This is a genomic window from Mesorhizobium subarcticum (genome assembly GCF_055456085.1).
Map to the genome: position 1 here is coordinate 306,467 of NZ_JBVBEG010000002.1, position 22,314 is coordinate 328,780.

The following is a 22,314-nucleotide window of genomic DNA, read 5'->3' on the forward strand; positions in this document are numbered from 1 at the left end:
TGATAAAGACCGCGTACGATTTCGCACTGCTCTTGTTCCGACCCCGCATTGTCCTAGTGCCAACGCGGCTCATGCTTGGCTGGGTGCCGTGCAGGTTGAGAAGACCGGAATGGGCAGCGCACGAAAATTGGGCGGATTCAGGCCGGTCGTCGCAACACCAATCTGTTTGACCTACCGCAACCACTCGTCAAGCGCCTCAGCGGGCGTTTTCCAGCCCAGTGCTTTCGTGGCCTGGAGTTTAGAGCGTAGCGGCACCAACTCCTGTTCGAGATAGCCGCGGACAAGGAAGGTCAGCGTGCGCCCGCCGGTAATGCGCCTGCAATGACCTGTTCAGGCCGGGTTTACGGGCGCGCCGCCTGCACGTCTTCGACAGTCACCGCATCCGTGTAGTTGTTGCCGAAATTGGTACGGATGTAATTAACCACGGCCGTCACCTGCTCGTCATCGAGATAGGAGCCGAGCGGCGGCATCGCCTTCTGACCCTTGACCACCATGACGACCGGATAAGCGCCCGCTTCGAGCTTCTCGTTCTTGGCGAGCGCCGGATATTTGCCGGCCCCGACTGCGCCGACGCCTTCCGGCATGTGGCAACCCCGGCAGATCGCCGCGTAAATGCCGGCGCCATCTCTGGGTTGGATCTTCGAGGCATTGCCAAAACCGGTCGAGTCGGACGATTGCCCAAAAACAGGAAACGCAGCGAAAGCCGCAACGGCAACGGTGGCGGCGAAAGAGGTGATCCGGTTCATGTCCAAAAGTCTCCAGATTGCGATCAGGGCGAGCTGGCTGGCGGCGGGCCGTCAGCCGCTGACCACGCGTTGGTGGAGACGCCCGATCGCATCGAGCGAAGACAGGATCGCTCCTTCCATCCAGGCCGGCATGTAGGAGATGTGCTCGCCGGCCATGGCGATGCGCCCGTCGATCGAGCTTGCCGCATGATAGTGTTCCTTGCGCTTCTCCTCGGTCCATTCGCCATAGCAGCCGAGCGTCCATGGCACGCGGTGCCAGCCGACGGCAACGCCGTTGTCGAACTCGTCTTTGTATTGCGGATGGATCTGAGCCCCGTACTCCAGCGCCTTCTGGATGCGCTCTTCCGGCGGCAGCGACGTGAACTCGTAAGCCCAGGCCTCCAATGAAAAGGCGCCGAGAAGCACGCCCTTGCCCGGGCTGTGATAGTCGGTGCTGGGATAGGAGATCAGCGTGTTGGGCAGATCGGTGTAGGTGATGCCGCCGTAGATGTGTTCGTCCTCTTCCCAAAAGCGGCGCTTGAACTGCAATCCCACCTTGATCGCGGCACCGTAAGGCAGGTTGTCAATCGCCGCCTTCGTTTCGGTCGACACCTTGGTTTTGATCTGGCTGAGCACGGAGAACGGCACGGTGCAGATACACCAGTCAGCGGTGGCGGTCTGCGCCTCGCCGCCCTTTCGCGCATCCTCGTAGCGGATGGTGACGCTTTCGTCGTCCTGGTCGATCTCCGTGACCTTCACGTTGTATTTGGTAAGGCTGCCGACTTCCCTCTCGAACGCCCTGGCTATCATGTCCATGCCGCCGACCGGCTGCAGCATCGTGGTCTGGTAGTCATAGAGACTGCCAGTGCTAAGGCTGCTCCACAGGCCGGATTGCAAGATGTCGGAGAGCCCTATCGGCTGCGATGGCTTGGCCAGCGGCATCTGGCCGCCGCCCGGTTCAATATCAAAGCCTCGCCGCTCGCTGCTGTGAGTGCCAGCGACGTAAGCGTAGTTTTCGTCAAGCGCGCCCCAGCTCTGCAACGCTTCCAGCAGCTTCTCCCGGTCCTCCGTCGAGACCGCCTGGTCGAGTCCACCCTGCTTCGTCACCTTGGAAAGCAGCTGGGCGACATGGCCGTTGAAATCCGCGCTGACATGGCGGTAGCGCTGCGGCTTGCCTTCGAACGCCTTGACCGAATGCAAGTAGGCGTTGTGGTTCACCTGCACGAACGCCTCGAGTTTGACGCCGAGCCGCTTGCAGTAATCCAGCACGGCATGGTGATGGTAAGGGATACGCCACGGGCCGGGATTGATATAAAGACCCTCGTCGAACTTGCATTCCTGCTCGAAGCCGCCGAGCTCGGTGTAATTGTCGCCGCCACGCAGCGACCAGCAGCGACCGCCGGCTTTTTCCCTGTACTCCAGAACCTGCACCTTGTAACCGACCTTGCTGAGCTCGTACGCAGCGACCATGCCGGCCAGTCCGCCGCCGAGTACGAGAACGGAAGCCCCTTTCGGATCGCCGTCCAGCTTGATCGGACCCTTGTAGGGCGACTCCTGCGCGAAGCCCAGGGTCGTCATGGCCTGATACATGGCCTCACTGCCGGCAAGCGCGCCGATCATGGTCAGGAGATCGCGGCGGCTGAGTTGGGGAGGAAGCATCGGAACTACTCTTTCAGGGGGATCGCAAGGACGAGAATAACCGGGCGGGGGCAGCGGGTCAGGGGTAGACCGGCCTCAGACGATTGTCTACCGGCCTGCCGACCGCCGGGCGTCGCTGTTAGCGATCACCCATCGATCGCGTGACGCCGAGCGCCGGATTTGCAAGAGAACGCTCGCGAGCGGCTTCGTAACCACCGAGCTACACCACCTGATGAGACACGACCAGTAATGATGATGATCGACGGGTAAAAATGGGCGTTGGTGCGCGGATATGAAATCGAACGCATTTCGATCTTTAATGTTGGTTATGCCTGCGTGACTTGACGCCGGATAGACTCCGGGCGTGCCCATGCCAGCATGCGGTTGAGAACGATGCAACCGATGGCAACCTCGGTCTGTTGAGCCGGAAGAGAGCGTGCTCGCAGGCGCCGTCCGATCAGCCCCTTGTATCGTCCGACGGCTGTTTCGCTCAGCGCCCGCTTGCCGTAGCCGGTGGCTGCCTGCCATTTCAGCCGACCGTCGCTTGCGATTGCGGCAATGTGCTTGTCCCTTTGACCAGGCGGTCCGGTATCACCGCTTTCCACCGCCGTGGAACGCGGTGGAATGACGATGTTCGCGGTTGCGCTGTGCTGCAGGATAGACCGATAGGTTGGCTTGCCGTCATAGGCTCCGTCGGCTGTGAACTGGTCGATCTCGCCGTCGATCTGATCGAGCAGCGGTGCCACCTGGGAAGGATCATCCGTGTCCTGATCTGTCAGCCTTTGGGCAATGATCGCGCCACTTTTGGCATCCACTGCCAGATGCAGCTTGCGCCAGTTGCGACGTGATCTGGCGCCATGTTTGTACGGCATGGCACTCGCATCAAGCTGATTATGTCGGTGGTCCCATCCCCGACGTAGGACTGGTCGGGAATCTGATGGAACTAACCCAGGGGCGGGCGTCCGCCCTGTTTGCCGTATTGGCCGGTTATTCGATCATCCTGATTACCGGCCGCGAGACGCCGAAGTCGGGGGTAGCCGGCAGACAGGCAGTTGCCAGCGTCGCAATTCGTGCCCTTGTTTTGCTCGCGCTTGGCTCAATCCTGACCTGCCTCGGTACGGGGATTCCGGTCATCCTGGAATACTACGGAATCTGCTTCTTGTTGGTCCTGCCGCTCCATCGGCTCAGCGCACAGCAACTCGGCTTGCTCGCTGCTGGGACCGCATTGGTTCTCCCGCAAATGCGCTCCCTCCTTCTGTTGTTTGAGGAGTCTTTGGACCCGGTGTTCGAGCTCATGGTCAACGGCGATTATCCCGCGATAAGCTGGGTTCCTTTCGTGATAGCAGGCATGGCCATTGCGCGCCTTAGCCTTGATACGCAAGCAATGCATTGGCGCCTTGGTCTAGCCGGGGTCGCGCTGGCCGTGTTGGGCTATGGGGGATCCTGGCTCGCGCTGCGTTTGCTGCCCGGTGTACCTGCGGCGTTTCAGGAATCGCTGTTTACCGAACCTTATAGCAAGACGACATTCTCGATCCTGGGCAGAACCGGTTGCGCAATGATTGTCATTGCGGCTTGCTGGCTCGCTATGAATGCGCTCCCGCATCTGCGAAAGCTGGTCGGGCCCATAATCGCGGTCGGCTCGATGCCTTTGACGGCCTATGTGCTGCACTTGGTGGCAATAGCCTATTTCAAGCACATTATGAAAATAGATTTGTATGAAGGAGAAGACGGGAGCCTGTCCATGCTCTTTGGCTTCGTCGTGGTTATCAGCACTTTCGCGGTGCTTTGGCTGCGCGTCTTCCAGCGAGGACCGATGGAAGTGCTGATGGGTAGGATCACAGATCTCGCGCGTCACATCCGCTAAGCAGCACGGCGCTCCGGCCTCCCGATCACATTACAGATAGCAAAGCTGGATTTTGTTCAAAGCTTGTTCGCGGCAGGGGAGGGGACTTCCTACAACCCTGATCGCCCTTGTGTGCGCATTTCGCAAAAGCCGGACAGGGGTTCCGCTAATTCCCGGACAGTGGTGGAGTGCACCCCCAGACTGAGACAAGGAAAATCGCGGACAGTTTCCCCGCAAGGAGAGGAAACTGGAGCATGGCCGGACGGCAAAGAGTTATTGATGATGACCAAAAGCTGGAGCTTCTCCGGCGCATGGAGGCGGGCGAAACCGTCAGCAAGTTGGCAGATGAGGTTGGTATCAGTCGCCAACGACTTTACGAGTGGCGTGATCATCTCAGGCTTCATGGTAATCTGAAGTCACGTCGGCGCGGCCGGCCGGCCAGGACGGCAGGAGTTGACGGGGCCGCACAGCTGCAGAGTGCAGTGGCGTTGGTGCACGGATCTTTTATTGGTGTGGGTTTAGGCAAGCGGTCACCGCAATAGCCTTTGTAGCGTAGCCATGCCTTTCAAACACAATACCAGCCGCCGCCATCGTATTGAGAAGATGAAGTTCAGGGTGACGAACTGGCCAGAATATGAGGCAGGACTTCGTCATCGCGGCAGTTTGACCCTGTGGGGGACGCCGGAAGCCCTGTCCGGGTGGCAAGCGCCAAGACGCAAGACACGTGGCGGCCAGCACCGCTATTCTGATCTGGCGATCGAGACCACCTTGACGCTGGGCCTTGTGTTTGGCCTGCGGCTGCGCCAGGCAGAAGGCTTGCTGGAATCGGTGCTGCAACTGATGGGGCTGGCGCTGTCCCCGATCATACCACCCTGAGCCGTCGGGCGCGGAAATGGCAATCGCCCAACAAACGTCATGATCGCCAGGTTGCGCCGGAGGGACCAGTGCATGTTCTTGTCGACAGCACCGGCCTGCAGCTCTACGGCGCGGGTCAGTGGCTGGAGGAGAAGCACGGCGCCAGATCCCGTCGCAGTTGGCGCAAGCTGCATCTGGCCCTGGATGCCGACAGCGGCGAGATCATTGCCCATACCCTGACTGATCAGGACACTGGCGATGTCTCTCAAGTTGAGCCACTACTCGACCAGATTGGCGGTCCGATCGGACAGTTTACTGCTGACGGCGCCTATGACGGAAAACCGACTTACGACGCAGTCATCGATCATAGCGCTGCCGCCGCAATCGTCATTCCGCCTCGCGTCAACGCGGTCGAACCATTCGACGATAGACCTGCCGGCCAAAGGGACCAGCATATCGCCGCAATCGGCAGAGACGGCCGGATGAAATGGCAGGTCTCCAACGGTTATGGCAAACGCTCGCTGGTCGAGACCGCCATAGGGCGATACAAGTCCACCATCGGGCGGCGTTTGCGGGCACGGTCGCTTCCCGTTCAGAAGACCGAAGTCGCCATCGGCTGCTCCGTCCTCAACCGCATGCTTGCCTGCGCACGCCCGAAATCCGCCCGCCGCAAGGCGGCCACGGCATAGTCTGCCGCTTCAAAGATCGACATCCGCTCAAGTCCGGACCCATGCACCAACGCCGCACCCGCCCGCCTCGATTTTCGACTTCGTGCAGGGCATTACGCGGGTGGCACGCGACAAGCCGCATCAGGATGTTCGCCTGGAGATGGAGGGCAAGGCCAAGAAAGCTGCTCGATCTGGCAGCATGATACCGCATGCTGCGCGCCGAGGAGTATGAATGTCACTGGGCTGCTGAGGCTGCCAGTGTCCGAACATGTGCATCGCTGCGGCGCGCAGCACACGGCCTGCGCTGCCGGTCTGGCAAACACATCTCTCAGGTCCAGGTGTGCGCCGCACAAAATCGCAATGCTGCTATGCACAATTAATGCTTCTCGAGAGCGTGGAAGGGAGTAGCTTGTCGGTATCGAGTTTCGTCCAGGTCACCTCCTCCCGACCTTGGCGATCAGGGACGGCATTTATTCCTCCCGAATGCTGTCGTCCAAATCAAGCCCGCCGCACCTCCTCCCGCGGCGGGCTTTTTCGTTGTGCGAAGGGCGGCTTCTCGCAGCCCGATTGCAGGAAACGAACGCGGAGGTCCGTCAGGCGGGGAGGTTGAACCGATCGATATTGACGGTACGCGCGACATCCACCGTAATCTCCAGCACTTCGTTCCATGCCTCCTCGCCACCGAGCTCCGAAAGGGCGAGATGAAAGAGCCTGTGCTGGAGATCGAGGCTCATCAGGCCAGGGGCGGTGTTGAAGGCGACCAGCCCGACATGCAACTCCTCGCGGCGATAGAGGCCGCGAAAGTCGGTCGTGTTGTGCGTGACGAGCACATAGCCGTCATCGACCGCGCGCCGGGTCACCATATGGTCCTTGGCGCCGGCGAGGCCCAGCCAGCGCACATGGCTCGAACTCGGGAAAACCCCGTTCGCGCGCCAGTTTCGCAAGCTCTGGGCTCAGGCATTCGTCGATCAGGAATTTCACGAAACGGCCGGCAGATCGTCGAGACGGATTGTGCGTGTCGACTTCGCCGCCGTGCTGCGCCACGCCGGCTTGACCGGCGGACGGCCACGCCGCGGATAGGCGAGCGCATAGTCGGCCGCGAGCCCGATCTGGTCGAGAGTCAGTTGCGGATAGGCGGCACGGATCGTCTCTGGCGTATCGCCATTGGCGAGCATGTCGGCAACGTCATGAACAAGCACGCGTGTTCCCACAAAGGCCGGCTGACCGCTAAGTACCGCTGGATCGCGCGCCACCATGGCCTTGGCTTTCCTCAGCCGGGTGAGGCCGGTCCTTACCCCGGCGGTGATCGGCTTCAGGTCGACCTTAAGCGGATCGTCCGCGACCACGGGCGCAGCATCATCGGCAATGGCGTGCTCGACGATCCGCCGCCGCGCGGCAGGCGTCAGCGTCTCCGCCGTCAGCCAGGCGAGGCGTAGGCCGACGAGACCCGCTCCGATGATGACGCGGCTGCCGCGGCGTGTCTCGACACGGCCGCGTAGCAATCCGGCATCGATAATGCGATGCACCTGCTTGAGCGGCACCTGCGTTACCGCCGCCGCCTCATTGGCGGTGAGCACTTCGCTGCTAAACCCCGGCATGACAATAATCCTTCCACGTTCATGGAAGATATATAGTCACTCTGCCGTCCGCAGTCCAGCGAAAGCTTTGCGGCAGGCGGCCGGCGCCGGTGTGAGGCCTGGAGGCAGAGGGGGGAGGGGAAGTTTCCTGACGGGCTCCAGTACATTATAGGGACACAGATATACGGTAGCGATTATCGGCGAAGATTTTCGATACCGAGTTCGGTCCAGATCCACTGGAAATCATAGGTCGCCATGGGATCGTTGGGGTCAGGCTGGCTTGAAGAACGGTTTTCAAGATATTTGAGCCATTCGGCGGCCTTCTCGCGACCCTTGGCGGTTTTGATGGCCTCGCGCGGGGAAATATTACCCAGCATTCCGACGGGCTGATCGAGGGTTTCGCGATACTGCTTGTCCAAAAACTCATGAACGACTTTTGTGGCGATCTCGGGTGGCAGCTCCGGACGAGCCGTATCCTTGTGGACGGGCCTTTCGACCATCATTTGCTCGACGGTACGGATTTCGGTGAGCGGCTTTCCAACCAGATCGTTCAGCGCCCCCTGCATCAGCGCCGTTCCTTTTTCGGCTCGGGCGGCGGAATTGGTCGACAGGTGCAGGAAGCGGCCCTTCAGTTCCACATTGCCCAGCACCCGCGCGCCGTCCTCCATGGAAGTGTCCCATGCGAGGTTTCCAGATTTGCCGGCCTTGAGCCTTCCCTTCGGGATGTCGCCAAGCCAGTTCCAGAATTTCGCGTTCTCCTGTCGCAGAGCCGGGACTGTCTTCAACTGGGCGGTGATTTCTTTCGGGGTGATCCCGGATGCCAGCGGAAAGCGGACATCGTGGAAGATGATTGCGTCGCCGTCGCCATTCTCGAAGGTGGTCTGCTCCATCCGCATCGTCCGGTCCAGGGTGTCGAACAGCTATGAGAGGGTAAATACCGGCGCGGCCTGTTGAAGTTCTTCGTTTGTTGGTACGGGCAGTTTTTTGGACCGACCCTTGCCAAAGATCGCCCGCAAACCATCGAACAGCGCGTCGGAAGCTTCCGGTGTGAACGGTAGCAATCCTCCGCCAATGATGTTCTTGCCCGCAACGGGAACGACTCTGGCCGCAACCCTGTCCCATTGCTGCAATGTCTTCGTGGCAGTGCCCTCGCTGACCAGGACAGGATCACCACCGCGGATGAGATCGCGGGCCATCAGGGATTTGCCCGACACGATGTCGCTGACTTCGTAGAGGCTCATGACCGACGTCCGGAGCGCCTTCATATAAGCTTTTGCCTGGGCGCCTTCCTTCCAACCGCGCCGCTTCAGATAGTCGTCAGCGATATTGCCGCCCTCGACGTCGAAATCCTGAGTGAGGAAATCCTCGAAGGCGCAGCCCCAAAGCGTCATTGCCCAATGATCGCCGAGCATCTCGGCCAGATCATCGAACTCCATGTTGCTGGCGTCGAGAACCGGCCCGAAATGATCGTCGAGAGTGCCTTCGAAACAATCACGCCATTCGTCGCGGGAGAGGAACTTCATCAGACCCTTGAGGTCATGGCTGTTGGGCATGGCCTTTTCCCACCTTCCGTCTGTGCTCGGCTATAATTCTCGATACCGTTGGCTGGCTGACTTCGTAGAGCCGCGCCATTTCAGCGGCTGACTTGCGTCCGGACAAGACACTCTCGGCGATTTCCAGCCGTTTCTTTGGATTGAGCTTCTTGCGGCGGCCGCCGATCCTGCCCTCGGATCGCGCCAAGGCCAACCCGGCGCAGGTGCGTTCGCGGATCATGGCGCGCTCGAATTCGGCGAAGGAACCGACCATCTGCATCATCATCCGCCCTGCCGGCGTCGTTGTATCGATCGCCTCAGTCAGAGAGCGGAATCCGGCACCGGCGGTCTCGATCCGCTCCATGATATGCAGTACGTCCTTGAGCGAGCGTGACAGGCGGTCGAGCTTCCAGACGACAACGGTGTCGCCCTGCCTCAAGTGATCAAGCATCCTGTGTAATTCAGGCCGTTCCCAGCGACCGCCAGACGCTTCTTCCTTGAAGATGCGCTTGCAACCTGCATCGGCGAGAGCCTTGGCTTGCGCCTTGTTCGACTGGTCGTCCCCCTTGCTCACGCGGGCATAGCCGATCAGCACCATGGTTCCTTTCGAAAACGGTCGTTTATGGAAGGCCGCCGGCATCTACGAGAATTTAGGTGCAGAGCCTTTCACAATCCTCTTTCATTATGACGTCGTAAGGCAAGTGGTTTGTGAAGGGATGAACGATGCCGGCTCGGATATCGATGACGAAGACGCAGCGGGAGAAGCTTTTGGCATTGCCGGACAGGGAAGATGAAACCGTCCGGTATCATAGCCTCACCTCCGATGACCTCGCGGCGATCGCCCAAAGCCGGATGCCCGAGACCCGGCTCGGTTACGCGCTTCAGCTCTGTTGCCTGCGCTACCCCGGTCGATATCTTCGGCGCGGCGAATTCCTGCCGGGCATCATGCTCGATCATATCGCAGAACAGGTCGGTGCCGATGCCGAAGCGATATCCTTGTTCGCCCGACGTGGAGCCACCCGATATGAACAACTGGCGGCGATCAAACAGCGTCATGGTTTTCGGGATTTCACCAGGCCGACGCGAGCAGAACTCGCCGCCTGGGCGGAGCGCGAAGCCGTCGGTTTGACCGACGGGCGCGTGCTGCTCGATCGGCTGATCGAACGGATGCGCGCCGAGCAGATCATTATTCCCGGCATCAGCGTGGTCGAGCGCATGGCCGCCGCGGCGATGCACGCGGCCGATGCCGCTGTGGTAGCTGAGATCAATTCTCTTCTATCGGATGCGCAGCGTCTGCAGCTTGATGCACTTCTGTCGGATAAGATACATGTCCGCCAAAGCCGGCTGTCTTGGCTGCGTGAGCCGCCCTCCAGGGTCGGTGGGAGGCCGCTTCTCGAACTTCTCGACAAGCTCACCCTCGTCCGCACGATTGGCGGCGATGTTGTTGTTTCGCGTCCCGGCCTCGGGCCCCGCATGGCGCAGATGGCGAAGGAGGGCAGCCTCTATACGGCGCAGGCTTTTCAGCAGATGGGACCTGCCCGCCGGCACACCATCATGATGGCGACGCTGAGCGAACTCGGGATCGCGCTGACCGATGGCGCGCTTACCATGTTCCAGTCGCTCGTCGGCCGCGCGAACCTGCGTGCCCGAAAGCGGCTCGAGGAGACGATCGCCGCCTCCACCGAACAGGGCCGAACACGGCTGACTCGCATCGCCGATGTGCTGGACGCTTTGGTGAGGACCGCGAGGAAAGACGGCGACATCAAAGCGGCCGTCACCGCGATCGCGGCGCTCGACGTCGTCGAAGCCGACGCCGCCATCATTCGGCGTACAATTCGTCCCGGAAGGCCGGACGTACTCGGCGAGCTTTCCCACGAGCACCGCGTGTTCAAGCAGATCGGCGCCCGACTCCTGGCGAGCTTCACGTTCGAGGGGCGTCGGGCGTCTCAGCCATTGCTTTCAGCGGCTACCGTTCTGCGCGACCTTGGCGGTGACTGGCGCAAGTCATTACCGGCGAGTTTGCCTCTCGGCCATATCGAAAGACGCTGGTATCGACACGTCTTCAAGGAGGGTTCGGTTGACCGGACCTACTACGAACTCGTCACTTTCTTCGCACTGTCCAACGCTCTCGCCAGCGGTGACGTGTGGGTGCCGACATCGCGAATCCATCGCTCGCTCGATACGCTCCTTACGCCGGCTTCGCCTGCAACGAACCTCCCCCCTTCGCGGCTGCCGACCGTTCCGGTGGTTGGTGCCGAGACCTACATAGAGGCTCGCGCGGCCGAACTCGATGCCGCCCTCCTTGCCACGGCGCGCGGGCTGTCGGGCAAGGATGTGGCCATGTTCACCGGCGGCAAGCTCCGTTTCCCGAAGGAGCAGAAGGACAACGAGGCCGAGGGCGCCGGCGCCGTTTCCGCCGCCATCTACCGGCTGATGCCGCGCGTGCGGATTACCGACATGCTCGATCAGGTCGACCGCTGGACAGGATTCACAAGTCAATTCGGTCACGTCTCGACCAGTCTGCCACCCGACAACATTCGCGCCTTCATGGCGACGCTCATCGCCGAGGCGACGAACCTTGGCTTGTCGCGCATGGCCGAGATAAGCGGAGCAGGCTCCCGTCGGGCGCTATTGCGGATGCAGACATGGCACATGCGTGAGGACACATTCCGGGCGGCACTCGCCGGCCTCACCGATGCGATCCACGCCGAGCCGCTGTCGGCCTGGTTCGGCGAAGGGTGGCGGGCATCGGCGGACGGGCAGGCCTTTTATCTCGGCGGCCCCGGCGAAGCTGGCGGCGCCGTCAACGCGCATTACGGCCGCGATCCGATCGTCAAAATCTACACCACGATCACCGACCGTTACGCGCCGCTCCACCAGAAGGTCATAGCTGGCACCGCCGGAGAAGCCATCCATTCATTGGACGGCATCCTCGGTCACGAGAGCAGCGTGAACGTCGCAGCACTTCATGTCGATGGTGGTGGCGCGTCGGACATCGTCTTCGCCGTCATGCACCTGCTCGGACTTTCCTTCGAACCCCGTATCCCGCGCCTGTCGGATCGCAAACTCTACGCGTTCGAGCCGAAAGCGCGGTACGGTCCACTGGCGCCGTTGTTCGGCCATCGCCTCGACGCCGGGTTGATCCGGACACACTGGGAGGATGTTCAAAGGATAATCCAGGCGCTCAGGAACCGGGTGGTGACACCGTCGCTCATCCTGAAGAAACTTAGCGCTTACCGGCAGCAAAACAGTCTGGCCGCCGCGTTGCGCGAAATCGGCCGCATCGAGCGCACGCTGTTCACCTTGCGCTGGTTCGAGGATCCCGAGCTCCGCCGGCTCGTCACCGCCGAACTCAACAAGGGCGAAGCGAAGAACTCGCTCTCCCGAGCAGTGGCTTTCCACCGCCTTGGGCGTTTCCGGGACCGTGGGCACGAAAACCAGGCCAGCCGAGCCGCCGCCCTCAACCTCGTCACCGCAGCCATCATCCTGTTCAACTGCCGCTATCTCGGTCGCGTCGTCGAAGCGATGCGCCGGCGCGGAACGGCATTCGATGAGCGGGTAATCCCGCAGCTCTCGCCGTTGGGCTGGGACCATATCAACATCACGGGCGATTACGTCTGGTCAGACCATCTCATGGTCGATGGCGAAGGGTTCCTGCCGCTTAGGATTGACGCCTCATGACGGCGCCGACATGCCTACCGTATATCTGTGTCCCAATAATGCACTGGGGCCTATCTAGGCGAGAACGGCGTGCGCCTCTCCGGGGGCGAGAAGCAGCGCCTTGCGTTGGCTCGTGCTCTGTACCGGGATCCGGAGATCCTGATCCTCGACGAAGCGACCTCCTCTCTCAACTCGGTCGCCGAGGCGTTTGTCCTGCGGGTGGTTGAGGATCTGCGTCGGGACGGCAAGACCATCGTCGCCATCTCTCATCGGCTCAGCACCATCCGTCGGGCCGACAAAATAGTGGTATTGGACAAGGGGCGGGTTGTTGCTGAGGGAAGGCATGCTGATCTGGTGAAAACTGAAGGCGCTTACGCTCGCTTGTGGCGAGCGCAAACCGGATCTACCTGACAGGTGCGGAGGCACCGTAAACTTAACGCTGTGAAAACAAGATCTGGGAGTGAGGCTTTGGTTCATTCGGCGTGAAGGCGCGCGATTTGGCGCCATGCTTGCATGGCAGTTGCTCGCAGTTCTCGATGGTGGGTGGATGGAATATCGTGGCGGAACGTTAAAGAGGTTGGCGATCGGGTCGTGGACGGAAACGAAACGCTGAAGATGTCGCGCTGACTTGAAGCGCTTCATGATCCTCTCCCGCCGTCGGACGGGTTGATGAGAGTTCTCCGCCCGATTGTTCAGGCCCTTGTGCGAGCGATGCTCGACGCCTGGCATGATCTCCCGCTTCGCCGCACCGTAGGATCGAAGCTTGTCGGTGATCATCACACGCGGCGAACGGCCTTGCCCTTTCAGAAGCTTTCGCATCAAGCGCTTTGCCGCCTTGGCATTGCGACGGCAGCACCAACACGTCGAGAACAAACCCGTCCTGATCAACGGCGCGCCAAAGCCAGTGTTTCTTTCCACCGATGGTGATGACAACCTCATCGAGATGCCATTTGTCGCCGAGCTTGCCGGCCGATCGCTTCCGGATATCATTGGCAAAGTGTCTGCCAAATTTCTCAGCCCAAAGTCGCACGGTCTGGTGAGAGACGATGATGCCACGAGCTGCCAGCATATCCTCGACCATCCGCAGGCTGAGCGGAAACCGGAAATAGAGCCAAACGGCATGGGCAATCACCTGCGCCGGAAATCGGTGGCGACGATAAAGAGGATCAAGGGAAAATCTGGTCATGCCGCCAGATCCCACATTTTGATCGATGCCCGGTTAACGTTACGGTGCCCCTTCAAGGCCGCAGGATATGAACCGGATAAAACAGGACGCGCTCTAGCGTGGCCAAGGACATCACTATTAGGGGGCGACCTGTGTCGCCCTCGCACCGTGGTATAGATTGTCCACTGTCGCGATCCCGACAGAATTGTACCGTTACTAACAACGGAACCAGCCGCGCAAAGCCAACCTATTGCAATAACAAAGGCTTTTTAGCTGGCATGGCGATTGCTGCTTGAGCTGTAACGTGCGCTCCGGCAAGAGCCGCTTCCAGCGGATCTCACGACCATTGCGCATATGTAGGCCAAAGGACTTTTTTGCGGCGAGGTCAGGGCGACGATGAGTAATCGTCCCGTTTCACCGAGTTCATTGGACCTGAGTTTATGGAGGAGGTCATACAATGAGCAAGGCGATTTCGTTCGGGGCGGAAGTCTTGCCGGTGACGGCGTCATCGACGACCCTTCGCGAGCTCATTCTTTCCAACGACCTGACATTTTTGATGGAAGCGCATGATGGGCTTTCGGCAGCAATCGCCGAGCGCGCTGGCTTTCGAGGGCTCTGGGCCTCTGGTCTTTCCATCGCCTCGGCGCTCGGCTATCGGGACGCCAACGAAGCGAGTTGGACGCAAGTCGTCGACGTCGTCGAGCGCATGGTCGATGCGACGACCATCCCTGTTCTTGTCGACGGTGACAGCGGCTTCGGAAATTTCAACAATGCTCGATTGGTCGCGTGGAAGCTTGAGCAACGCGGCGCTAGCGGCGTCTGCCTTGAAGACAAGGGGTTCCCGAAAATTAACTCCTTCGTCGGCGATCGGCATCCGCTCGCCGACATCGATGAATTCTCAGGGCGGCTCAAGGCCGTAAAAGACACGACGGATCCAAATTTCGTCCTCGTTGCGCGGATCGAGGCGCTGATCGCCGGTCACGGCCTCGATGAGGCGCTGGTCCGGGCCGAGGCTTATGCAGAAGCCGGCGCCGACGCAATCCTCATCCACTCCCGCGAGGCCGTCGCAGACGAGATCCTGGCCTTTGCCAAGGAATGGAACAACAAGCTGCCGATCGTCATCGTCCCGACCAAATATTACAAGACACCAGTCTCGGTCTATCGGGAAGCCGGCATTTCGACCGTCATCTGGGCCAACCATTCGATGCGGGCGGCGATTGCCGGCATGCGCGATATCTGCCACCGTATCTGGTCGGAAGAAAGCGTCGCCGGGATCGAGGACCATGTTGCCAGCCTCGACGAGCTGTTCAGCCTGATCGGCTACGACGAACTGGCTCAGGCGGAAGAACAGTATCTGCCGAAGCGGACAGCAGATCGACTTCCAAGCGACTCGGACCAATTTCAAAAATTCGACAATTAGCTCAGGAGAGGCGCACATGCTTGCGCAACGGATGTCTTTGCTTTCAGGTCCGGGCACTGCCGTCGCCCGTGAGGCAGTCAAGGTTGCTGCTGCGGCCGGCCGTCAGATCATCGATCTGGCCGCCGGCGAGGTGGTCATCGAGCCGCCTACGTCAGTTCGCAATGGAGCGATCGCCGCAATCAATGCCGGAACGAACCGCTATACGGACTCAATCGGTTTGGCACCGCTCCGGGAAGCCGTCGCGAAAAAACTGACGATCGAAACAGGCATTGGCTGGAATACCGACGATATCGTCATCACCGCGGGTGCAAAACAAGGGTTGCTCGATGCTGCTCTGGCTGTGCTCGACCCAGGCGACGAGGTCATCATCTTTCGCCCGTGCTGGCCGACATTCCCGTCCCAAGTTCTTCTTGCCGGCGCAAAGCCCGTATTCGTTGATGTCCGGCCGCCAACCTACATTCCCGACATTGACGCAATCCGCGCCGCCGTCACACCGCGCACGAAAGCCATCATCATCAACTCGCCGAACAATCCCACAGGCGCTGTCTACGATCGAACAACGCTTCAGGCCATTGGCGATGTCGCAATCAACTACCAGCTTTGGATCGTTTCCGAAGAATGCTATTCCAGCTTTGTCTTTACGGGTGGACGCCATGAGTCCATCGTCATGGCCCATCCCGGGGTTCGGTCGCGGACAATCCTGGTAAATGCCTTCTCCAAGGAGCTGGCGATCACTGGATGGCGCTTGGGCTATTTTGCGGCGCCGCCGGAGATCGTTTCCGCGGCCAAGAAAGTGCAGAGTCACACGACCTCTAACCCCAACAGGTCGATCGCATATATCGATGCCATCGCCGACCAACTATCGGCTGAGAATAGCTGCGTTAAACTGCAAGCTGCTGCCAACGCGATACATCGCTTTTACCGTCTCTCATTGTGTGGAGCGTTACAGAGATTCTTGGTCATCCGAGGATTGCTGGCGTCGTTCAACACGAACCGTGTGACACGCGTAACTGCTTCACGCTCGTTATACAGGCAAGATAGCGAGGCGATCGGCGATACCGATGCTCTCAGTCCGAGAGGACCCGGCAACGATGCGCGATAAATTTACTGGGACACCTAGTATTAGCCGATCTCTGCTCGCGTTAATCGTAACCGCGGAAGCGCTATTTTTCGTATCACTAAATGGGGTATTTCGACTAATTCAGTTACAGCAGACAGTGTACACTGCGTTGCTCTTCGTGTCCGCAACTGGAGGATTCATACTTATAGTCTATCGAGGAGTTACACGTCGCGGCAGCAAGATGTCCGAATCGCTACCCGCTCTATGGCGACCGATCGCGTGGCTCCTGATTGTCGGCTATACCTCTACTCTATTCTGGTTTCAGAGTCTAAAACATCTCCCGATCTCAACAGCACTGAGTCTTTCGTTCTCGAAGACGATATTTATTACAGTATTCGCCGTGACGCTGGGAAAAGAGACACTTACTTATCGTCAAATATTAGCGCTCTTGGCCGGGTGTGCCGGCGTAGTCATCATTTATCGCCCTACGGACAGTGGTGCGGCTGCCGGAGTTTCATTCGTCCTTCTTTCCTCATTTGCATCGGCCCTAATGCCGTTCCTGACACTGCGGCTTGTCAGATGGTGCACACCTTTTGACATCACTCTGTTCGTCGCGCTTGCTTGCGCAGGTGGTTCCTTTCCGTTTGCAATTCTCAATTGGCCCTCCCTTTCCGGACCTTTTATAGCATTGTCGGTAGCGGGTGGCTTATTTTTTAGCTTGTCGCAGTTATGTCGTATCCAAATTTACAAGAGCGTAACAATGCAAGGCGTAGCCAGCCTAGAGTTTGTTCGCCTACTCCCGGCAATGCTGGTAGATGTATTTGTCTTTCATACCGTTCCAAATATATATGCGGTTGTCGGAGGATCTGTTCTATGCCTTAGCGTCATTATTTGTTTTTCTTCAAGCTCCTCACTGAGGAGCCAAGAGTAGGGTCATGATAAGTCAGGCGATTGAGTTTTTTAAGGCCTTGAGTAGACGGAGAACTGAGCATGACAAATGCAGCAAAATGCGAAAGCAGCAGCAAAGCATACTCGGGCCTTGCATCAAACTACCAAAATCGGAGACCGCGATATCAGGAAGAACTGGTCGAACTTGTTTTGTCGAAGTTGCCCGTTGATAGCCAAAGACGATTGGTAGTTTACGACATCGGTTGCGGAACGGGGATTTTCGCCCGTCAGCTTGCTGCAATTGCCAATCAACCGCTCGACATTGTCGGTGTTGAGCCCAACGAAGACATGCGCAATAAAGCGATCGAGGTAACACCCCCAGCTTTGCGCGTCCGGTATATCTTTGGCCATGCCGAAGCCCTGCCGATCAAAGACGGTTCCGCATCGCTGATCACCGCGGCATCGGCGGCGACTTGGTTTGACCGGGAGAAATTTTACCTTGAATGCGCGCGGTCACTTCATACACGAGGGATCCTCGGCATCGCAATGATACGCCGGGATCTATCACAGGCTGGTTTCACGCTGGACTATGAGATCTACCAGGAACGCGCTCTTCCAGGATTCAAGCGAGGCACTTTTGAGAACCACAGCGGAGACTATCGACCAGTGGATTTTCAGGTAGAACTCCAGCAGCACGACGCATTCATCATAGTGGGTTTCAAGAAGTGGCCGTGGCAGCAGAAGCTATCTTTCGACGGCTTTCTTGAGCTCAGCCTTTCCCGCAGCGATACCAAGAAGATTGTCGCGTTACATGGCTTGAAGTCCGTCCAGCACGAGCACATCCGGCTTTTTGAACGCTACGCTGACAGCGATGGATTTGTGACCATGGCGTGGATCAGTGAGGTTCTCGTGGCCTCACGGCGTTGACCAAAATCTGCCCCTCGGGTCACGATACTCTTTCGGCCAATGTAACCGGGGCGGATTACCGGGCATTCATGCTTGAGCGGCTTGCCTAACGAGATCCGGGAGCGGCGGAATCGGCTGTTGTGCGGGTATGCCGAGGCGGTCGCCGAGATAGCGGAAGAATGAGACGTTGAGCTTGATGCAGGTTTTCATCAGGCCGAGCAGGACGTCGCGTTCTTGCCTGCCTCACTGACGGTTTCGCCGGAGATCTTGCGCTTGGTGACGAAGGCGCGGATGTCGTTTTCCGAGCCGTTAGTGTGTGGGATCTCGGGATGATCGAGAACGCGCAGGAGTTCATGCAAGATGAACCGCGTTGAACCATACGCCTACCTGCACGATCTCTTCATCAGCCTCGCAAAGGGCCACCTCTCCAAAGACATCGACGCCCTCATGCCCTGGGCCTATGCACAACGGATCAGCGCCTCACAATGAGCTCGTCCGGGACTCCCCGACGTGCTCATGGACCATCTGCAAGCGCTAGACCTGACCGTTGCAACCAAAAAATCAATGGGGCGGAGACGCCGCATACGATGGACCAGGTCAAGGCCAACGAAAAAAAGTTCCTCACGTGAGGTGCGCCCGCTGGCCCGTTCAAGACTCCTTCCGTGATCCGACCGTCGCGTGTGAACAGGCGCCACAGCGTGACCCACCCGCCACTGAGATTGCAATGGCTTATCGTGCCGATCGGCGCGGAGACCCCACGCCGATCGGCACCTCAAGTTCCAACAGCTTGGGAACGATCTCGTCGGCGAGTTCGAAACGACGGCTTTCGCAATGCTCGAGGACCTGGAGGACTGCCGAAACGTCCTGAGCAAAAAGTGCATTTACGAGTTCCGCCATTTGGTCGAGGATATCGCACGCCGCTTCCGGGATGGTGAACTCGAGTTCGCGAAACTCACGAGTGACCTCATTAAAGCGCCAGATTTCTTCGAGGATTTTTCGATTGCAGGAGAGGGCTGCGATGCGATCCCCGAGATGTTCCTGGAAGATGGCGACTTCGAGAGCAAATTCTTCGACGGGAGGGAGCGTTGCACCTTTTGACCAGGTCTGCAAGATTCGAGGGATTTTCAGGCCAGAGAGTGTGAAACCGGCAATATTCTGTCGGACACTGAACTCAAGAATAGCTCGGGCCAATTCGAACTCGTCTCGAATGGCGTTAGTACCGATACTTCTACTCCGCGCGATCGCAATTGTCATAGAAGCGTAAGATCCTTGTTGGACAGCAGAGTGGCCTTGAAGAGCCCCAGTCATTCATTAGCGAAGATATCATCGGCGTCGAGCGCGATAAGGTTTCCTTCTTTGACCAACGACGGGATGAGCTCCCATTTGCGCTGATACTGCCGTTCGAGGTTACTGATCGCTGCGCTTGCATCGCCTGTGGCGAGAAACTGAACAAACGTCTCCATCGCCGAAATGGTCTCCTCAAGCCGGTCTTGGTTTTGGAGGTCGAGTTGCCGTATGAATCTGGTGCGATCATTGAATTCAATCATTCGACGCACAAGGAGTTGGTTTTCGGTCAGGCCCGCAACGCGTTCGTAAAGCGTTTCAATTGTGAACGCCATCGCTTGTACATTATCTTTTGCCGTTCGCTTCCCAAGCGCTTCCTTGTCTACCAATCTTAACCCTGTCGCAACGAACCGCTCCACAGTAGACTCAATGCAGAATTTGGCGATCGCAAAGGCCAATTGGTAGTCGTTTTGCACCTCCTGCGCGTTCAAGGATCGGGTCAGGTAGCTTCTGGTGCCGTTCTTGGCGATGATCCCCTCGTTTGCGAGCAGGATGAGCGCTTCACGTACCGGGGTAGTGCTCACTCCGAAACGCTCAGCGATGCTCTTCAGCTCCAAAGGTGTCCGGGGGAAGCTTTTGAAGTACGATAAGTGATTTGAGACGTCCGTAGACCTGTCCCGACTTGTTTCCTTGTCCACTCTCTGCACAACGCGCATCGGGAACTTTCTGGAGCATACAGGGTCTCTCCTCCCACGACGTAACGGCGTGAAACGCCACGGGTCCCGGAGTGTATCACGTCGATTCCATGGCTTGTAAAAATAAACCAAAATATCTTCTCGAATATATTCAGGGTCATCGTCATATTCATACCAATACCTTAGTGGATTATGTCAAGTGTAGCACAAATATTTTCCTAAATATATTTTGGACTCCTCTTGATTAAAAGCAAATTTCAGCGGACTATCGTTCCGTAGAGCATCCGTTTATGAAGGATATGTGACAATGCTGAAACCCTCAACAGGCGAAGTGCTTATCACAGGGGGAAACGTCCGGGGCCGCAGTAGGGGAGTTAGGTTCCGGAATGAGGGGCGCAACTACCCCCTATGTCCCAAAGAGCAGCGAGTCGCTCGAAGACCCCCCCCCAGACGCGATGCGAAACTTGATCCAGTCGACTGAGTTGACCTTTCTGATGGAAGCTCATGATGGTCTCGCCGCAGCTATCGCCCGTCAGGCGGGGTTCGCAGGCCTTTGGGCGTCTGGCCTTTCGATTTCGGCAAGTCTCGGATATCGCGATGCGAACGAGGCGAGTTGGACCGACGTGGTCGATGAAGCACGGCTGACTGTTCGGCCGGCAGGCCTACGGAAGACTCTAACACGATTGCCAGGAGGCGCAAATGCTCGCGCATAGGACAGCTTTGTTCAAAGGGTCGGGAACCGCAGCGGCCCGCGCTGCGGCGAAAGAAGCAGCCGATGCAGGCATTGAAATCGTCGATCTAACTGCCGGCGAAATCTGGTCCGACCTCGCGCCAACGATCCGTGACGGGGCAATCGACGCCATCAGCAAGGGCGCAAACCGGTATACCGACACAGTTGGCATTGTGGAATTACGTGAGGCGTTGGCCAAAAAGGTTGCAGTTGAGACCGGCCTGGCGTGGTCTGCCAACGAGATCGCGGTCACGACCGGTGCCAAACAGGCTCTCTTCAACGCCGCCATGGTGCTGTTCAATCCGGGCGACGAGGTCATCATCCCGGCGCCCTACTGGACGACATTTCCCGCCCAAGTGCGGATCGCTGGCGGTACTCCTGTTCATGTCGATACTCGGTCCAATGGCTACGCGCTGCGCATCGAGGACATTGAATCAGCGCTCACCGCGCACAGCCGTGCGATTGTAATCAACACGCCAAATAATCCTACCGGCACCGTTTACAACGCCAATATTCTGCGCGGGATCGGGCAGCTTGCGATAGAACATGACCTCTGGATCATTTTCGATGAATGCTACGCAGATTTCGTCCATGCCGACGTGCACCATCATAGGATCGTCTCGGTGCTTCCGGAAGTGCGATCCCGGACGCTGATCGTCAACGCTTTCAGCAAGTCGCTTGCTCTGACGGGTTGGAGGATCGGTTACCTTGCGGGTCCGGAATACGTTATCAGTGCCGTGAAAGCGCTCCAGTCGCATACGACATCGAACCCGAACGTGATCGCCCAGCACGCCGCGCTTTTCCATCTCCAAAACACCGACGGCAGCTATGAACACCAGCTTCGGTCACAGCTCACCTCTTCCCGACAGGTGGGGCTGAGAGCACTTTCGGATCTTTCGAGGATTCCAGCGCCGACGGCCATGGGTGGATTCTATTTCTATCTCGACATCAAAAGCCTTCTGGCTCCGGAACCTTGGAACCTGGTGATTGGCGACCGCGACGCGGACAAGCTGGTTCGGGAACTGATCGCTAAGGCCGGAGTCGCGGCGGTGTCCGGCACGGCGTTCGGCGACCCGTTCGGTCTTCGCCTCTCTTATGGCGTTCCGCCGGACAAGCTCGAGATGGGCCTTAGCCGGCTCGTCAAATTCCTCAACGCCTGGGACTACGGGGAGACGCGTCAGCGTCAATAGGAAGAAGGGAAATGCTATGACAACGAATTCTCCACGAGAGCTTCATATTGGCTGCAGGCTTCGGCTCTCGCCTTCGACCGCTCACCGACCTTTGGCCGAAACGCTTGGTCGAGGTAAATGGAACACCTATCCTTCACAACGCTCTGCACAACCTTGAGACCGTTGGCGTCGAGGATGTTACCATCGTCGTCGGTCGTAGGGACGCCATCCAGTATTCTTGCGGCTGTCGGTTCGGGAACATCGACATCAACTATGTCGGGTCTACGGTCTTCGACAAGACCGGCAGCGCATACTCGCTTTAGTTGGCTCGCCACGCCTTGTCGTCAAGCGATACCTATCTGCTGGAAGGCGATGTGTTCTTTGAGCTCGGACGCCCTTCGCAACCTGACGCTGTGCGTGCGGGGAATGTCGCCGCGGATGCTCCATTTGAACGATCGATGGAAGGTTCTGGGGGTCGTTCTTAATGACAATGGCTACA

Annotated in this window: 20 protein-coding genes and 6 pseudogenes; 14 read left to right on the top strand and 12 right to left on the bottom strand. The window is 58.6% G+C overall.

The features are described 5' to 3' along the window. Positions 1-341 precede the first annotated feature (341 nt). From ACZYHG_RS33280 to ACZYHG_RS33290, 3 genes are all read right to left on the bottom strand, one after another. On the bottom strand, positions 342-746 hold the full coding sequence (locus ACZYHG_RS33280) for a c-type cytochrome (RefSeq protein ID WP_183455384.1): 405 nt from the start codon (positions 744-746) through the stop codon (positions 342-344). 51 nt (positions 747-797) lie between these two features. Beyond that, positions 798-2,384, bottom strand: coding sequence for a flavin monoamine oxidase family protein (locus ACZYHG_RS33285; protein WP_464615250.1), 1,587 nt, complete (start codon positions 2,382-2,384; stop codon positions 798-800). A 305-nt stretch (positions 2,385-2,689) separates the two neighbouring features. Then, positions 2,690-3,235, bottom strand: a complete 546-nt coding sequence (locus ACZYHG_RS33290) for an IS5 family transposase (protein WP_464615251.1) — start codon at positions 3,233-3,235, stop codon at positions 2,690-2,692. A 65-nt stretch (positions 3,236-3,300) separates the two neighbouring features. Here ACZYHG_RS33290 and ACZYHG_RS33295 point away from each other — a divergent pair, with 65 nt between their 5' ends. From ACZYHG_RS33295 to ACZYHG_RS33305, 3 genes and pseudogenes are all read left to right on the top strand, one after another. Then, entirely contained in the window at positions 3,301-4,227 is a 927-nt protein-coding gene (locus ACZYHG_RS33295; RefSeq protein ID WP_464615252.1) for a DUF418 domain-containing protein, read from the top strand. A 233-nt stretch (positions 4,228-4,460) separates the two neighbouring features. Continuing rightward, positions 4,461-4,748 (top strand): helix-turn-helix domain-containing protein, encoded by a 288-nt coding sequence (locus tag ACZYHG_RS33300; protein WP_258600188.1) that lies wholly within the window; start codon positions 4,461-4,463, stop codon positions 4,746-4,748. Positions 4,749-4,764: 16 nt separating this feature from the next. Then, positions 4,765-5,750, top strand: a pseudogene (locus tag ACZYHG_RS33305) (IS5 family transposase). 572 nt (positions 5,751-6,322) lie between these two features. Here ACZYHG_RS33305 and ACZYHG_RS33310 read toward each other — a convergent pair. From ACZYHG_RS33310 to ACZYHG_RS33330, 5 genes are all read right to left on the bottom strand, one after another. Continuing rightward, entirely contained in the window at positions 6,323-6,673 is a 351-nt protein-coding gene (locus ACZYHG_RS33310) for a DUF5615 family PIN-like protein (RefSeq protein ID WP_464615253.1), read from the bottom strand. Positions 6,674-6,706: 33 nt separating this feature from the next. Next, positions 6,707-7,327: a DUF433 domain-containing protein gene (locus tag ACZYHG_RS33315; protein ID WP_258600193.1), complete on the bottom strand. Its 621-nt coding sequence runs from the start codon at positions 7,325-7,327 to the stop codon at positions 6,707-6,709. 173 nt (positions 7,328-7,500) lie between these two features. Beyond that, entirely contained in the window at positions 7,501-8,196 is a 696-nt protein-coding gene (locus ACZYHG_RS33320) for a hypothetical protein (RefSeq protein ID WP_464615254.1), read from the bottom strand. A 30-nt stretch (positions 8,197-8,226) separates the two neighbouring features. After that, positions 8,227-8,859, bottom strand: a complete 633-nt coding sequence (locus ACZYHG_RS33325; protein WP_464615255.1) for a DUF7986 domain-containing protein — start codon at positions 8,857-8,859, stop codon at positions 8,227-8,229. Beyond that, positions 8,843-9,436, bottom strand: coding sequence for a recombinase family protein (locus tag ACZYHG_RS33330; RefSeq protein WP_202367918.1), 594 nt, complete (start codon positions 9,434-9,436; stop codon positions 8,843-8,845). Before ACZYHG_RS33330 ends, ACZYHG_RS33325 begins: the two co-directional genes overlap by 17 nt. On the opposite strand from ACZYHG_RS33330, the gene ACZYHG_RS33335 reads away from it, so the two are divergent. The 3 genes and pseudogenes from ACZYHG_RS33335 to ACZYHG_RS33345 all read left to right on the top strand — a co-directional run. Beyond that, positions 9,435-9,632 (top strand): hypothetical protein, encoded by a 198-nt coding sequence (locus tag ACZYHG_RS33335; protein WP_258598695.1) that lies wholly within the window; start codon positions 9,435-9,437, stop codon positions 9,630-9,632. The genes ACZYHG_RS33330 and ACZYHG_RS33335 overlap by 2 nt on opposite strands. Further along, positions 9,580-12,519, top strand: coding sequence for a Tn3 family transposase (locus ACZYHG_RS33340; RefSeq protein WP_464615256.1), 2,940 nt, complete (start codon positions 9,580-9,582; stop codon positions 12,517-12,519). Before ACZYHG_RS33335 ends, ACZYHG_RS33340 begins: the two co-directional genes overlap by 53 nt. 48 nt (positions 12,520-12,567) lie before the next feature. Next, positions 12,568-12,909: pseudogene (locus tag ACZYHG_RS33345) on the top strand (ATP-binding cassette domain-containing protein); the annotation flags it as partial. Positions 12,910-12,971: 62 nt separating this feature from the next. Here ACZYHG_RS33345 and ACZYHG_RS33350 read toward each other — a convergent pair. Further along, a pseudogene (locus tag ACZYHG_RS33350) lies at positions 12,972-13,684 on the bottom strand (IS6 family transposase). 436 nt (positions 13,685-14,120) lie between these two features. Here ACZYHG_RS33350 and aepX point away from each other — a divergent pair. Genes aepX through ACZYHG_RS33370 form a run of 4 tightly spaced genes read left to right on the top strand, consistent with a single transcriptional unit; the run spans position 14,121 to position 17,958 of the window. Then, on the top strand, positions 14,121-15,083 hold the full coding sequence (gene aepX / locus ACZYHG_RS33355) for a phosphoenolpyruvate mutase (protein WP_464615257.1): 963 nt from the start codon (positions 14,121-14,123) through the stop codon (positions 15,081-15,083). Between the two features lie 16 nt (positions 15,084-15,099). Beyond that, positions 15,100-16,185, top strand: a complete 1,086-nt coding sequence (locus ACZYHG_RS33360) for a pyridoxal phosphate-dependent aminotransferase (protein ID WP_464615258.1) — start codon at positions 15,100-15,102, stop codon at positions 16,183-16,185. After that, complete coding sequence (locus ACZYHG_RS33365; RefSeq protein WP_464615259.1) at positions 16,175-17,074, top strand: DMT family transporter; 900 nt, start codon at positions 16,175-16,177, stop codon at positions 17,072-17,074. Before ACZYHG_RS33360 ends, ACZYHG_RS33365 begins: the two co-directional genes overlap by 11 nt. A 59-nt stretch (positions 17,075-17,133) precedes the next feature. Continuing rightward, the gene (locus ACZYHG_RS33370) at positions 17,134-17,958 is read left to right on the top strand and encodes a class I SAM-dependent methyltransferase (RefSeq protein ID WP_464615260.1); all 825 of its coding nucleotides are present in this window, start codon (positions 17,134-17,136) and stop codon (positions 17,956-17,958) included. Positions 17,959-18,024: 66 nt separating this feature from the next. On the opposite strand, the pseudogene ACZYHG_RS33375 reads toward ACZYHG_RS33370, so the two are convergent. Continuing rightward, positions 18,025-18,290: pseudogene (locus ACZYHG_RS33375) on the bottom strand (IS66 family transposase); the annotation flags it as partial. Here ACZYHG_RS33375 and ACZYHG_RS33380 point away from each other — a divergent pair. Then, positions 18,289-18,426 (top strand): annotated as a pseudogene (locus tag ACZYHG_RS33380) (transposase domain-containing protein); the annotation flags it as partial. The pseudogenes ACZYHG_RS33375 and ACZYHG_RS33380 sit on opposite strands and share 2 nt — an antisense overlap. A gap of 240 nt (positions 18,427-18,666) precedes the next feature. Here the strand turns inward: ACZYHG_RS33380 and ACZYHG_RS33385 are convergent. Both ACZYHG_RS33385 and ACZYHG_RS33390 read right to left on the bottom strand, forming a co-directional pair. Further along, the gene (locus ACZYHG_RS33385; protein WP_464615261.1) at positions 18,667-19,191 is read right to left on the bottom strand and encodes a hypothetical protein; all 525 of its coding nucleotides are present in this window, start codon (positions 19,189-19,191) and stop codon (positions 18,667-18,669) included. A 50-nt stretch (positions 19,192-19,241) separates the two neighbouring features. Beyond that, on the bottom strand, positions 19,242-19,838 hold the full coding sequence (locus ACZYHG_RS33390; protein WP_464615262.1) for a GntR family transcriptional regulator: 597 nt from the start codon (positions 19,836-19,838) through the stop codon (positions 19,242-19,244). A 533-nt stretch (positions 19,839-20,371) separates the two neighbouring features. On the opposite strand from ACZYHG_RS33390, the pseudogene ACZYHG_RS33395 reads away from it, so the two are divergent. From ACZYHG_RS33395 to ACZYHG_RS33405, 3 genes and pseudogenes are all read left to right on the top strand, one after another. Then, positions 20,372-20,581, top strand: a pseudogene (locus ACZYHG_RS33395) (isocitrate lyase/phosphoenolpyruvate mutase family protein); the annotation flags it as partial. Between the two features lie 34 nt (positions 20,582-20,615). Next, complete coding sequence (locus ACZYHG_RS33400; protein WP_464615263.1) at positions 20,616-21,836, top strand: aminotransferase class I/II-fold pyridoxal phosphate-dependent enzyme; 1,221 nt, start codon at positions 20,616-20,618, stop codon at positions 21,834-21,836. A gap of 47 nt (positions 21,837-21,883) precedes the next feature. Further along, complete coding sequence (locus tag ACZYHG_RS33405; protein WP_464615264.1) at positions 21,884-22,138, top strand: sugar phosphate nucleotidyltransferase; 255 nt, start codon at positions 21,884-21,886, stop codon at positions 22,136-22,138. Positions 22,139-22,314: the final 176 nt, after the last annotated feature.